General features: G+C 44.8%; 17 protein-coding genes. All 17 read right to left on the bottom strand.

The annotated features are described in order from the left end of the window. Nucleotides 1-1,335: a hemolysin family protein gene (locus M3079_RS08115; protein WP_021715661.1), complete on the bottom strand. Its 1,335-nt coding sequence runs from the start codon at nucleotides 1,333-1,335 to the stop codon at nucleotides 1-3. 26 nt (nucleotides 1,336-1,361) lie between these two features. Further along, a complete protein-coding gene (locus tag M3079_RS08110) occupies nucleotides 1,362-1,790 on the bottom strand; it encodes a hypothetical protein (RefSeq protein ID WP_249078579.1) in 429 nt (142 codons plus the stop codon). A gap of 137 nt (nucleotides 1,791-1,927) precedes the next feature. Beyond that, complete coding sequence (locus M3079_RS08105) at nucleotides 1,928-2,428, bottom strand: HD domain-containing protein (RefSeq protein WP_249078577.1); 501 nt, start codon at nucleotides 2,426-2,428, stop codon at nucleotides 1,928-1,930. A gap of 12 nt (nucleotides 2,429-2,440) precedes the next feature. Beyond that, nucleotides 2,441-3,661 (bottom strand): class I SAM-dependent rRNA methyltransferase, encoded by a 1,221-nt coding sequence (locus M3079_RS08100; RefSeq protein WP_249078576.1) that lies wholly within the window; start codon nucleotides 3,659-3,661, stop codon nucleotides 2,441-2,443. Nucleotides 3,662-3,756: 95 nt separating this feature from the next. Beyond that, nucleotides 3,757-4,029, bottom strand: coding sequence for an anaerobic ribonucleoside-triphosphate reductase (gene nrdD, locus M3079_RS08095; protein ID WP_021715665.1), 273 nt, complete (start codon nucleotides 4,027-4,029; stop codon nucleotides 3,757-3,759). Nucleotides 4,030-4,148: 119 nt separating this feature from the next. Next, nucleotides 4,149-4,733 carry a hypothetical protein gene (locus M3079_RS08090; protein ID WP_249078574.1) on the bottom strand — a complete coding sequence of 195 codons (585 nt, stop codon included), beginning with the start codon at nucleotides 4,731-4,733 and terminating at the stop codon, nucleotides 4,149-4,151. Between the two features lie 19 nt (nucleotides 4,734-4,752). Beyond that, nucleotides 4,753-5,982: a phosphopentomutase gene (locus M3079_RS08085; protein ID WP_249078572.1), complete on the bottom strand. Its 1,230-nt coding sequence runs from the start codon at nucleotides 5,980-5,982 to the stop codon at nucleotides 4,753-4,755. Nucleotides 5,983-5,984: 2 nt separating this feature from the next. Continuing rightward, nucleotides 5,985-6,773 carry a uridine phosphorylase gene (gene udp / locus M3079_RS08080; RefSeq protein ID WP_249078570.1) on the bottom strand — a complete coding sequence of 263 codons (789 nt, stop codon included), beginning with the start codon at nucleotides 6,771-6,773 and terminating at the stop codon, nucleotides 5,985-5,987. 175 nt (nucleotides 6,774-6,948) lie between these two features. Then, entirely contained in the window at nucleotides 6,949-7,341 is a 393-nt protein-coding gene (rpsI, locus tag M3079_RS08075) for a 30S ribosomal protein S9 (RefSeq protein WP_021715669.1), read from the bottom strand. Between the two features lie 21 nt (nucleotides 7,342-7,362). Then, nucleotides 7,363-7,800, bottom strand: coding sequence for a 50S ribosomal protein L13 (gene rplM, locus M3079_RS08070; protein ID WP_021715670.1), 438 nt, complete (start codon nucleotides 7,798-7,800; stop codon nucleotides 7,363-7,365). Between the two features lie 136 nt (nucleotides 7,801-7,936). Then, entirely contained in the window at nucleotides 7,937-8,695 is a 759-nt protein-coding gene (truA, locus tag M3079_RS08065) for a tRNA pseudouridine(38-40) synthase TruA (RefSeq protein WP_249078568.1), read from the bottom strand. Then, a complete protein-coding gene (locus M3079_RS08060; protein WP_249078566.1) occupies nucleotides 8,692-9,501 on the bottom strand; it encodes an energy-coupling factor transporter transmembrane component T in 810 nt (269 codons plus the stop codon). Before M3079_RS08060 ends, truA begins: the two co-directional genes overlap by 4 nt. Further along, a complete protein-coding gene (locus tag M3079_RS08055; RefSeq protein WP_249078565.1) occupies nucleotides 9,491-10,354 on the bottom strand; it encodes an energy-coupling factor transporter ATPase in 864 nt (287 codons plus the stop codon). Before M3079_RS08055 ends, M3079_RS08060 begins: the two co-directional genes overlap by 11 nt. Beyond that, nucleotides 10,345-11,178 (bottom strand): energy-coupling factor transporter ATPase, encoded by an 834-nt coding sequence (locus tag M3079_RS08050; RefSeq protein ID WP_249078563.1) that lies wholly within the window; start codon nucleotides 11,176-11,178, stop codon nucleotides 10,345-10,347. Before M3079_RS08050 ends, M3079_RS08055 begins: the two co-directional genes overlap by 10 nt. Before the next feature lie 78 nt (nucleotides 11,179-11,256). Beyond that, the gene (locus M3079_RS08045) at nucleotides 11,257-12,138 is read right to left on the bottom strand and encodes an amidohydrolase family protein (RefSeq protein ID WP_249078561.1); all 882 of its coding nucleotides are present in this window, start codon (nucleotides 12,136-12,138) and stop codon (nucleotides 11,257-11,259) included. 175 nt (nucleotides 12,139-12,313) lie between these two features. Then, a complete protein-coding gene (locus tag M3079_RS08040) occupies nucleotides 12,314-12,781 on the bottom strand; it encodes a low molecular weight protein-tyrosine-phosphatase (protein ID WP_249078558.1) in 468 nt (155 codons plus the stop codon). Nucleotides 12,782-12,834: 53 nt separating this feature from the next. Continuing rightward, nucleotides 12,835-13,296 (bottom strand): GNAT family N-acetyltransferase, encoded by a 462-nt coding sequence (locus M3079_RS08035; RefSeq protein ID WP_249078556.1) that lies wholly within the window; start codon nucleotides 13,294-13,296, stop codon nucleotides 12,835-12,837. Between the last annotated feature and the right edge of the window lie 178 nt (nucleotides 13,297-13,474).

Here is a 13,474-nt window from a genome sequence, read left to right as displayed (position 1 = left end):
TTAATCTTCATCATCAGCTTCCGGTTCCTGCTGCGGTACCTGCGTAACCATTACTTTATCAACGCGGGTGCCGTCCATGTCAATAACTTCAAAACGGTAACCTTCCCAAACAAAGTAATTGCCGGCCTGAGGAATATGCCCGATATTTGTAACCACAAACCCGGCAACCGTATTATAGCCGTTCTTTTCTTCCAGCGGCAGTTCTTCGAATTCAAAATAATCTTTAAATTCCGAAACAGGCAGCATGCCGTCTACCAGCCAGCTTCCGTCATCACGTTTTACAATTTCCTGCTTAACGTCTTCATCGTAAGAAGGCAAATCACCAACAAGATGCTCGATAACGTCCCTTAACGTTACCATACCGGCCAGCCCGCCGAATTCATCCATAACCAGCGCAACTTTAATGCGCTTTACCTTAAACATATCCAAAAGGCTCTGCGTGTGCATGGCCTCCGGAACATAAAGCGGCTGCTGAATGAATTTGCGCAGGTTGCGTTCGCCGCCGTGCAGCCACGACGCAAAAACTTTTTTGGTATAAACAACACCGGCAACATGTTCCAAATCATTTTCCGCCACAACAAAACAGGAATACATCTTGTCTGACATTTCAGAAAATTGTACATCTGCCGTGTCGTTTAAATCAAGCCATTCAATTTTGGTGCGCGGCGTCATAATTTCGCTGACGCGCAAATCGTCAAGAGCAAATACGTTTTCAATCATCATTTGCTCGCGGTCATCAAAAACACCGTGTTCGCGCCCCTGCTCAATTAAAACGCGCACTTCTTCTTCCGTTACGGGCGGTTCTTCGTTGGGCTTAACGCCGATTACCCTTAACAGAACTGTTGTTGATACGCTTAAAAAGATGGTAAGCGGGCGGAAAACCGTAATTAAGGTTTTAATAAAACGGGCAAAGAACATTGCCATTTTTTCAGGATTGTTCAAAGCCAGTTTTTTCGGCAGCAGTTCGCCTAAAACAAGGCTTAAATACGTTACCAGCACAACAACCGTTGAATATGATACAAATGCGGCGTAAGGCACCATAAAAGGAATTTTACGCAGCAGCACTTCAAGCGGTGCCGCCAGCATGGCGCCGCTGTATACGCCTGTGCCAATGCCGACAAGCGTAATGCCTATCTGCACGGTAGATAAAAATACAGTCGGCTCCTCTGCCAGTTTGCTGATATAAGCAGCACTTTTGCTGCCTTCTTCCGCCAGCTGTTCCAGGCGGCTTTTGCGCGAGGACACTACCGCCATTTCCAGCATTGACAATAAACCGTTCAATAAAATAAGGACTAAAACAATAATACACTCAACCACAGACCCAAGAGGATCCATATATTAACCAACTCCTGTTAAAACAATTATTTAGCCCATACAAGGCTCATTAAATTAGGATATTCTTCCGTTAAATGCCTTAAAATTACATCAATAACGGTATGTACAAGACGCGGGTCAAAGCTTTCTTCCGTGTCGGTAAGGCAGCTGTCCAGGCAGATATCGCCGTTATCGGCAACATAATATTTAAATACTTTGTATTTGCCGTTCATGGCGTTGATATGTTCCAGCACAGCCTGTTTGTTGCCTTCGTTTACTACGGAAGCAGCAACACGAACCTGAATCATGGTATAAATGCTGTCATCGGCAACAACCATTGTCGGCAGCATTTGCCCGCTTACTTCCATATGCGCACGGTATACCACGGTATGCAGGTCGTTTTTTACTTCTTCCTTTGCAAAGCAGGTAATTTTATTTTCTGCCAGAAAAGCGTCAAATTTTGCAGCTTTAGTCATTTATAAAAGCCTCCCTAAAATTATAATTACTAATATGATACACTATATACTTTAGTTTGTACAGTATTCAAATAAATTTAACCACAATATTAAACTACGTACGCATAAAACCGTAAAAAATTTAACAGTATGTCCTTTTATTCTGCCAATCCGTACATTGTACGGCAGATGTTTTTGCCTGCCTGCGTTTTAAAAATGCGGCTGTACGCCGTTTTTACGGCTTCCTGGCTTACGCCGTCTTCATACAGATTTACTAAAAAATCCGCTTCCACTAAAATCTGATAATCGGCAGCGCCAATATTGCCATAGGTATGGTGGTGCGCAATCAGCCAGCACACACGTTCCGTAACAGCGGCGTCAAAGCCCAGGCTTTGCAGCAGTTTTTCCGCTTCCGGCGGACCTTCAACCTCTTGCTGTTTGCCGGTGCAGGTGCCGTATTTCTTTTCGCTATTGCGGATGCCAATATCGTGCGTCAGCGCGGCGGCTTCCAAAATATACAGCGTTTTGGCGTCCAGCTTTTCTTCTTCGCCGATGAGCTTTGCCAAAGCGTGTACCTTAATAAAGTGCTGAATACGTTTGGCGTCGCCGTTGTTGTAGGCAATCATCGCCAGCATTAATTTACGCAGTTTTTCTTCCATTGTTCTCCCCTCTTACACAACCTGAAAAATATAAAATTTTAAATAGTAGGTTTCCGGCACGTTCCACAAAACCGGGTGGTCCGGCGCTTGCTGGCGCGCTTCAATCTGCCGCAGGCTGACGCTGGCATCACGCGCGGCGTCCTTAAGCATCTGCACAAAATACTCCTCTTTCATAAAATGCGAGCAGGAGCAGGTTGCCAGATAACCTCCGCGCGGCAAAAGTTTCATGGCTTTTAAATTTATTTCTTTATAGCCGCGTATGGCATTTTTAACCGTGCTGCCCGATTTTGTAAAGGCGGGCGGGTCTAAAATAATAAAATCATAAGCGTGCGATTTTTCTTCTGCCAGTTTGGTTAATAAATCAAAAACATTCGCTTCAAGCGGCTTAACAACGTCTTTAAAACCGTTCTTTTCCGCATTAATGCCTGTCATGCGCACAGCTTCGGCAGAAACATCCACCGCCGTTACGGACGCCGCCCCTCCGGCAGCGGCATTAAGCGCAAAAGCGCCGGTATGCGTAAAGCAATCAAGCACATGCTTTCCTTTGGCAATGCGTGCCACAGCTTGGCGGTTATATTTCTGGTCGAGGAAAAAGCCTGTTTTTTGTCCGTTTTCAACATCCACGCTGTAACGGATGCTGTTTTCAATTATTTCTGTTACGGTATTTTTATCTTCCACTGTTTCGGGCATAAACCAGCCTCTATTTTCTGCCATGCCTTCCAGTTCGCGTATTTTTACATCGTTGCGCTCATAAATACCGCGGATATTTTCACCGCTGCTGCGCAGAATCTGTATCAGCATGGGGAAAATTTCTTCTTTGCGCAGTTCTATACCCAGAGAAAGAGTCTGCGTTACCAAAATATCGTTAAAGCGGTCTACCGTAAGGCCCGGAAACATATCGGCCTCGCCAAAAATAAGGCGGCAGCATTTAAAATCATCACCCGGCATTACCGTGCGGCGGTAATCAACAGCATACTGCAAACGGCGCTGCCAGAAAGCAGTATCGAATTTATCGTTGGTATTGGTGGAAATAATGCGTACTTTAATTTTAGAATTATCGTTAATAAAACCAGTGCCAAGATATTTCCCTTTATTGGTTACAACATCAACCAAATCGCCATTGGCATAAGTTCCTTCGATATTGGTAATTTCATCTGCATATACCCAGGGATGGCCGCTTCTTGCGGCACGCTCGCCTTTAGAGGTAATATATATTTTTGTGTAATTGCGCATAAGCTGCTCCTTTGTTTTTTTACAAATATTATACAATAATGCGGTAAAATAAAAAAGCCTCCACACCTGTACGGCACGGAGGCAGTTTATTTATATCAGTGCAGATGGCATACGCGGTCGGCAACTTCAGCCTTTTTGGCATCGTTAAAGCGCGGCAGTGTACTGAGATAGCCCGTAATTCTGCGGACTCTTACGATAGTATCATAATGCGGTTTTACAACAACATTATCGCCTTTAAGGCTTAAATCCAAAGAAAGCAGGGTTTCATGCGGGCGTACCTGCAGCTGGTCTTTTAAATAAACAGCAGCTTCTTCTTTTGAAATACCTTCCGCACAATTAACTTTAATACCGTCCATTTCGTATGTCATAAAACTCACTCCTCAAACTTGTTTCATGACCTAATTATAAAGCAATAATAATTATTTGTAAAGCCTTTTCTACAAAATATTGTATATTTAACTTTTTGAAAACGCAATATTTTGTATGTTTATTCTATAATCGGGCGTCCTTCCATCAGGTTCACCTGTTTGCAGATTGCCCATTTCATAATGTCTACCGGGTCTTTCTGGTTGCCCATAGGCTCTACATCACGCTCGTAAACTTCTTTTTTGGAGAACCTGTTGCCGTCGTGCCTGTATACATAAATATCCGCATTGGCAATAGTTTCAATGTAAGTATCGTCAAAATCATTACGGAAGCCGAAAAACCTGTTAACCATATAAGAATCGAGGTCATCAACCATAACAAGCACAAGGGCTTCTATCTGTGCTTCTTCGGCAATACTTTTCATTACATTGGTATCAATTTTTACTTTTCCCTGCGGCGTAAAAATTTTTTCGGCAGCAGCGGCTTTGGCCGGAGCGTTGTCTACAATTTTAAAATCCGGGAAATGATAGGCCCACCTTACAGGTTCGCGCCAAATGCGGTACACGTCCTGCGTTACGTTGCCGCTGCGGTCAAACACTACAAGCGTGGCGGGCTGTTCTGCAAAGGCAGCAAAAGCCTTCGGCGCAGCGCCGGTAAAAGTTAAGCATATTACAGCAAGCATAAAAAACAAATTAAGCTTTTTCATTTTTCTTCACCCCTCCGGTTTATTTAAATGCTGCGGCCGTGCCATGAGCAAGCGGCGCAAGCCCCAGATGTGCGGCTATTGTCTGCCCAATGCAGGAAAAAGATGGCATGGGCTCTAACTGCTGCGGTTTTATGCCGCTGCCGTAAAACAGTACCGGTATATGCTCGCGCGTATGGTCGCTGCCTCTCCAGGTCGGGTCGCAGCCATGGTCCGCGGTAATAAGCAGCAAATCATCTTTTTTCAGCTGTACCAGTATTTCCGGCAGACGGCTGTCAAAATATTCCAGCGCTTCGCCATACCCCAAAGCATTGCGCCTGTGTCCGTACGAAGAATCAAAATCGACAAAATTACTGAAAACCAGCGTATTATCCGGCGCATCCGCAACGGCACTGCTGCTGGCGTTAAAAATATTTTCCAGCCCTGCCGCCGGATAATGTTTGGTTATGCCTCGGTGGGCAAAAATATCGGCAATTTTGCCGACAGCATAAACATTTCCGCCTGCCGCCGTCAGTTTATCAAGCAAGGTAGGTTCCGGTGCAGGCACGGCATAATCATGCCTGTTGCCGGTACGCACAAAATCAGCAGCGCAGCTGCCTACAAACGGGCGGGCAATAATGCGGGCAATGCGGTACGGTTTAACAAGTTCATAGCAAATTTTGCACAAGTCATATAAGCGCTCCAGCCCGAAAGCAGTTTCATGCGCGGCAATTTGCAGAACACTGTCGGCGCTGGTATATATTATCGGTTTGCCGGTGCGCATATGTTCTTCGCCCAGTTCTTTAATAATTTCCGTGCCGGAAGCATGTTTTTCGCCTAAAACTCCCGGCAAACTGCCTTTTTTTATAATTGCTTCCACCAATTCCGGCGGAAAGCAGTTCGGTTTATCGGGGAAATAACCCCATTCAAAATCAACAGGCACGCCCATCATTTCCCAGTGGCCGCTCAGTGTGTCCTTACCGCGGCTTACTTCCTGCGCGTAAGTATATGCGCCGCTAATTTCTGCGCCTTCACCGGCAATAGTATGGGCAAGGCGCTGCCCTCTGCTCAGTTCGGCAGCTTTTTCAAGCCCAAGCCTTGCCATATTGGGCAGATACAAAAATTTAGGGCTGCCGTCCTCATTTTTACGGTTTTCAGCCATCCAGCTGCAAATATGCCCAAGCGTATCGGCACCTTTATCGCCAAATCTTTCCGCATCTGCTGCGTGCCCAATGCCGAAAGAATCCAACAAAAGAATTATTGCCCTTGCCATGCTCATTCCCCCTTCAGCAAAGTTTGCAGTGCCTTTTTGGCAACAGCGCCAAACCGTTCGGAGGCCAGCGCGTATATTTCCGGCGGAGCAATGCTTTCACTCTGCGTGCGTTTGGCAATAACACCGCAAATTGAAGCTGCATTAAGCCCAAAAGCCTGTGCCACAACGAACAGTGCCGCCGTTTCCATTTCATAATTAAGCGCACCAAGCGCCTGCCACTCTTTAAGCGTTCCGCGCAGGGCATTGCATACATAGCCGGTAAAACTGTCATAACGCTCCTGCCCCGGCCAGAAAGTATCGGAAGAAACGGAAATACCGACATGATGCGGCACATTTAAAGCTGCGGCCGCATCATTAAGGGCATTGGTAAGTTTTAACGACGCCACAGCCGGAAAATTAACTGGCGCATAATGCGCAGAAGTACCTTCCAGCCTTACGGCAGCGTTATTAATAATAACATCACCAAGATTGATATTTTCCTGAATACAGCCGGTTGTGCCCACGCGGATAAAGTTTTTAATGCCAAGGCGGGCAAGTTCTTCCAGCCCGATAGCAACGGAAGGCCCACCCATGCCGGTAGAACAAACAAGCACATTCTGCCCTTCAACCACTGCCAGCCAGCTTGTATATTCGCGGTGCGTATTTAAATACTGTGCAGGGCCAAGGGCTTTGGCAAGTGCTTCCACACGGCCGGGGTCACCGGGCAATAGGGCATATTCCGCGCCTTTTAACATTTCGGGCGATAATCCAACATGATATAATATTTCATCCTGTGCGGCATAATTCTGCATTATCTTACCTCCAAACAGGCCTCGCCTGAGATTTATAATATAAATACTTCGACCAAATTCAAAGCACTCCTGCCTGACAAAAGCAAAGGTTATGTGAAATGCCGCCGTAAAATACAAAAAATCCCCAAAAGCCATAAGGCTTTCGGGGATTGAATTTTGAAGCAATATCCAAATATTAGCGTTTGGAGAACTGGCTTGCTTTACGGGCCTTTTTAAGACCATATTTACGGCGTTCTTTTTCACGCGGGTCACGAGTAAGGTAACCTGCTTTTTTAAGAGCCGGACGGAATTCTTCGTCAACTTTCAGGAGAGCGCGGGCAATACCATGACGGATTGCACCTGCCTGGCCGGATACGCCACCGCCGATAACATTTACGAGTACATCGTATTTGCCTTTGGTTTCGGTGAGTTCAAGCGGCTGGTTTACGATTAATTCCAAAGTTTTCAGTCCAAAGTAATCATCAAGCTCACGCTGGTTGATAATGATTTTACCTTCACCCGGAACCAGGCGAACGCGTGCAACTGAAGATTTGCGACGGCCGGTCGCATTATAAGTAACTACTGCCATTTACGTTTCCTCCTCCGGTTATTATCTTACGTTAATTTCGAGAACTTCAGGTTTCTGTGCTGCATGCGGATGTTCAGCACCTGCATATACATGCAGTTTGGTAAAGATTCTGCTGCCAAGACGGTTGTGCGGAATCATACCTTTAACAGCGAGTTCAACCATTCTTACAGGGTTTTTGGCAAGCATTTCGCCTGCGGTAGTGAAGCTTGCGCCGCCAAGATAACCGCTGTGACGGAAATAAGTTTTCTGAACGAGTTTTTTGCCGGTCAGAACTACTTTATCTGCATTAATTACAATTACATGATCTCCGGTATCCATATGCGGAGTGAAAGTCGGTTTGTGTTTTCCACGAAGGATTTTTGCTACTTCTGCGGCAAGACGGCCGAGAGTTTTATCAGCTGCGTCAACAACGTACCATTTGCGTTCGATGTTGGACGGATTAGCCATAAAAGATTTCATCCTTATGTCCCTCCTAAATTATTTCCTGTTCAGTGCGACTTGTTAACTTATCTTGGGGCTAATAAGATACGTCACAAAATCACGTATATATATTTTATACATCTGCTTATTGTTTGTCAAGCAAAATTCGCAGTTTTTAAGGCAAATATTCCGTATAGCCCACATAATCAAGGTAAAGGCCCTGCGGCGGCGCCGGGCTTATTTTAAAATGGCGCTCCGCTTTATCAAGTTCTTCCTTAAACTGTTCCAGGCTCTTTCTGCCAAGCCCTGCTTCAACAAGGTTCCACACAATGTTGCGCACCATACGGTATAAAAAACCGTCACCTTCAATAACAAAAAGCAAATCACCGGGCGCTTTTTCCTGCCACACGGCTTTATATATTGTTTTTACAGGCGAACTTTGCACGCTGCCGCTTGAGCGGAAAAAAGAAAAATCATGCGTGCCCAGAAGAAAACCTGCTGCCATGTTCATGGCTTCGATATTTAATTTGGTGTTCTGCATCTGCCATGCATAATTTCTTATGAACGGGTCGTAATCACCGTTGAGCACAATGCGGTAGCAATAGCGTTTCCATTTGGCGCTGAAGCGTGCGTGAAAACCTTCCTCCGCCTCCTGCGAAGCAATTACCGTTATATCCGGGGGCAGTATGCTGTTCATGGCGCGTTTTAAATTAGCAGCCGGTATGCCGCAGCCGGTTGTAAAAGAAACAACCTGCCCTCTGGCGTGTACGCCGCTGTCTGTCCTGCCGGAGCCTGCAATCACTACATTTTCGCCTGTAATGCGGCTTAAGGCATCTTCCAGCACCTGCTGCACCGTTATATCGCGCGGCTGGCGCTGAAAGCCATGATAACCGCTGCCATCGTAAGCAACCGTTAGTTTGAATGTCCGCCTCATAAGCCCAGCCCCCAGCGCATTACTGCCAAAACGGCAATTAAAAGCACAATTATTGCCAGGGCAATAAAATCGCCGGTTTTATACACCAGCTCATGCATGCGGGTGCGCCCTTCTCCGCCGCGGTAACAGCGGGCTTCCATGGCAATGGCAAGTTCATCTGCCCTGCGGAACGCGCTTATAAAAAGCGGTATCAGTATCGGCAGCATATTTTTGGCCCTTTGCAGCAGGCTGCCGCTGTCAAAATCAGCTCCGCGCGCGGTCTGCGCTTTAATTATACGGTCGGTTTCTTCTATCAAAGTAGGTATAAAACGCAGGGCAATGGTCATCATCATTGCAAGCTCATGCGCCGGTACGCCAATACATTTAAAAGGCCGCAGCAGCGATTCAATACCGTCTGTCAGCACAATGGGCGATGTAGTAAAAGTTAAAATAGACGAAATAAGCAGCAAAAATACCAGCCGCAGCGACATTTTTATACCCATAATAAGGCCTTCTTCCGTTAAACGGAAAAAGCCGTACTGATATAAAACATTGCTGCCTTCACCCGTAAAAGCATGGATAAACAGCGTAAGCAGAATAATAATCCACAAAGGCTTTACGCTGCGCAGCACCATTAATACCGGCAGGCGCGAAAGCAGAATAACTGCTGCAACGAACAAAGCCAAAACTCCGTAGGAAAGCATGCTTTCCGCAAAGAAAATAGCGGCGATAAACAGCAGCGTTGCCAGTATTTTTGCACGCGGGTCAAGCCCGTGTATAACGGAACTGCCGGGGTAATACTGCCCTAAAGTAATATCAGTCAGCATGTCTGCTCCTCCTTACTTTAAGTATCTGCCGTTCCAAATCGGCAAGCTCCGGCGTGCTTTTTACGTTCAGCCCATGTTCCTGCAAACATTCCGCCAGCTTATAAACGGGAGGAACATCCATAGACACTTTTAACAGTTCTTCCTTATGGTTTGTAAAAATTTCATGCGGAACTCCGTCCAAAATAATCCGCCCGTCAGACACTACCAAAAGGCGTGTTGCATAGCGCGCGGCTTCTTCCATATTATGCGTTACCAAAATAACGGCTATGCCGCGTTTACGGTACAGCGCCATTATTTCCTTAAAAATTTCGTCGCGGGCGCGCGGGTCTAATCCGGCAGAAGGTTCGTCCAAAATTAAATAATCCGGCTCCATTGCAACAACACCGGCAATGGCTACGCGGCGCATCTGCCCGCCCGAAAGGCGGAACGGCGAACGCTGGGCAAAGGTTTCAAAATCAAGCCCGGCAAAAGCCATGGCGTCCTTAACGGCTCTGTCGGTTCCCTCCGGCGTTAAGCCTTTATTACGCGGGCCAAAGGCAATATCTTCATAAACCGTTTCGGCAAAAATCTGATGCTCCGGATACTGAAAAACCATACCGACAGAATTGCGTGCTTTTTTGGCGGCTGCATTTTTGGCGTTTAAATTTACGCCGTCAACACAAACGCTGCCTTTCTGCGGATGCAGCAGCCCGCTTAAATGCTGCACCAGTGTGGATTTGCCGCTGCCGGTATGCCCGATAACGGCAACAAATTCACCTTTTTCTATTTGCAGATTTACATCATGCAGAGCAGTTTTTTCAAAAGGCGTTCCCTTCATATATGTAAACGAAACATGTTCTAAACTTATCGGCATAATTCCTCCGTCAGTTCTTCGTTAGAGATAATACCATCCGCCAGCTTAATTCCTTTCTGGCGCAGGTCAAAGGCGGCCTGTGCTGCCAGCGGTGTTTCAAGCCCCAAAGCATGCAGCTCTTTTACTTTCGTAAAAATTTCTTCAGGCCTGCCATGCATTTTTATCACGCCGTGTTCCATGGCTATAATGCGGTCTGCCTGCATGGCTTCTTCCATATAATGCGTTATATACACAACGGTAATATTTTTTTCACGGTTCAGCTTTTTTACCGTGTTTACAATCTCAATACGCCCACGCGGGTCAAGCATCGCAGTAGGCTCGTCCAGCACAATGCAGTCCGGCTCCAATGCCAGCACACCGGCAATGGCCACGCGCTGTTTCTGCCCTCCGCTTAATAAATGCGGGGCATGTTTTGCATATTCCGTCATGCCAACGGCTGCCAGTGCATTATCAACCCTGGTGCGGATTTCTGCCGGCGGCACGCCGATATTTTCCGGTCCGAAGGCCACATCCTCCTCAACAATTGCCGCAACAATCTGGTTGTCAGGATTTTGAAAAACCATACCGACATGCTGGCGTATATTCCATAAATTTTTATCGTCTGCGGTGTCCATGCCTGCCACAACACATTTGCCTTCCGTAGGCAAAAGCAGGGCATTCAAATGGCGCGCCAGAGTGGATTTACCGCTGCCGTTGGCGCCAATAACGGCTATGAATTCGCCCTTATAAATATCGAGGCTTACTCCATTTAAAGCATGAATTTCATTGCCGTCGGTATCAATATAACTATGTTTTAAATTTTTTATTTCAATTAAACTCTGCATTGCAACCTCTGAAAAATATTATTACTTCATAATTATATTATTACAGGGCTTTTCCGTCAACCTGTGTTTTAAAAAGCGTTAACAATCATGCAGCAAATTTTTTATACGCCCGTATACATTTAAAGCGTTGCCGTAAAAAAATTCTTCATGATGTTCCTGCGGCACAACCTGTTTTAAAATATTAATATAATCAGTTATATTTACAAGCGGCCAGTCGCTGCCGTACATCAGCTTATCCCAGCGGCCCATATAATTAAGCCACATTGAAAGATAATCAAAATAAGCCTTCTGCTTGTTATAAAAATCCGGCCCGGGTATGCCTTCCAGCAAACCTGATAAATCTATATACACGTTAGGATTTTTGGCAGCTACTTCGGTGGCATCTGCAAACCACGGGTTGCCGCAGTGGCAGATAACAAATTTAACATCCGGAAAATCGGCAGCAGCTTCATCAACGGTAAGCGGATGCGCATATTTAAGGCGCGCATCACTGGAGGCAGTATCGCCGGTATGAACGGCTACCGGCAAATTATAGGCACGCGCCAGTTCAAAAAGCGGCCAGTGGCGTTTATCGTAAACATAAACAGGCCTGTAACCCGGATAAATTTTTATACCTACGCATTGCGGCTTTTGAGCATAATATTCAAATTCAAGCGCTGTTTTCCCGGCATTTTCCAAAGTAATCTGCTCGCTTTTAACACCCAGGCAATAACCAATATTATCGGGCTGATTATATTTTATGTCATCAAACGGCGCATTTAAATCAATAAGGCGCGGCGAAATTCCGCCATAACGGCTCGGCACATCTTCTGTATTTCCCATTGCCACGCTGAACACAATATTATTTTCTTCACAAATCTGCTGCCAGCAAGCCGCAGTGTTTTCGTATCCCGCATTTGCGGCAACAGTTTTAAAACCTTCAATATTAAAATAATGCATATGAGCATCAATAATTTTCATTGCAGCATCTTCTTTCAACAATAACATTATATCATCAGCAGGCAAAAGCACAATAAAAAAGCCCTGCGCAGGCAGGACTAATTGTAATTAATTTGCATTCCTGTTATAATGATTTTCAGAATCGGTGTTTAAGGTCTTGCCTCTTTGAATCAAGTCGGATTCCACAAGATTGCGCTTAAACGCCGGTTTTATTTTTAAGCAAATATTCCAGCAAAGCAGTGCAGCCTTCGTGGATATCGTTATAAGTAACATCAAAATTGCCGGTATACCATGGGTCGGCAATATCGCGCTCACTGCCTGCAAACTGTAAAAGTTTATATACTTTATGCCGGCTGTCACTGCCTACAATGCGCAAAATATTGCGGATATTGGAGGATTCCATGCCTATAAGGTAGTCGTATTTATCATAATCTGCTTTTGTAAGCTGTACGGCAGTTTTACCGGCAACACTAATTCCATACTGTGCAAGTTTATTGCGCGTGCCGGGATGCACCGGATTACCGATTTCATAACTGCTTGTAGCCGCAGAAGCAATATAGAATTTATCTGCCAGGCCTCGTTTGGCAACCATATCTTTAAATAAAAACTCCGCCATCGGCGAACGGCAAATATTGCCAAGACAAATAAAAAGTATTTTAATCACTTTGTTACCTCATTATAAAATGCACCAAAAATAATATGCTTTGTATACTGCAACTATTTACTGCTATACAGCATAGGAATATAAACAATCCCATCAGAAATCTGCCTGCTGCCGGTTGCAGTAAAACCAAGCTTTTCATAAACTTTTACGGCAAACGGAGATGAATTAACAGTTACTGCTTTAGGCATAGATTCATTTAAAAACCTTTTAAACAAGGCAGTTCCAATACCGGTATTTTGTAAATTCTTATCGACAAAGAATAAGCAAATATGGTTTAATTTATCATCTACGGCAAGTATCCCAGTGATTTTATTGTTATGCAAAGCCGCATAAAATACAAGCTGCATAAGTAAATCTTCATCTTCTGCAAATTTAAAGAAGTTTTTTATGCCTGATTCATCATAGTCCGGCGCAACAAATTCAAGAAAAGTTTGTTTAATAAGTTGTATAACTTCATTAATATTTTTATGTGTTAAAATTAATTTATTATCCGCATAATGGGTTCCGATAATCAAATAATCACAATATTTTTATACCTTTTAGGATAGCATGCCAGCCATTAGATTTAAATTATAACTAATTATAACCTATAAAATAGAAACGCGCTATATACACATAAACATAAAAAGACAATAAATTAAAAACACAGGAAAACATAAAAAAGAAACATACCATAAGGTATGCTTCTTTTCC

It is taken from the genome of Phascolarctobacterium sp. ET69, assembly GCF_023336935.1.
GTDB classification, from domain to species: Bacteria; Bacillota; Negativicutes; order Acidaminococcales; family Acidaminococcaceae; genus Fusicatenibacter_A; species Fusicatenibacter_A intestinipullorum.
The sequence above is the reverse complement of the archived record's forward strand: the minus strand, read 5'-3'. Positions and strand labels throughout refer to the sequence as shown.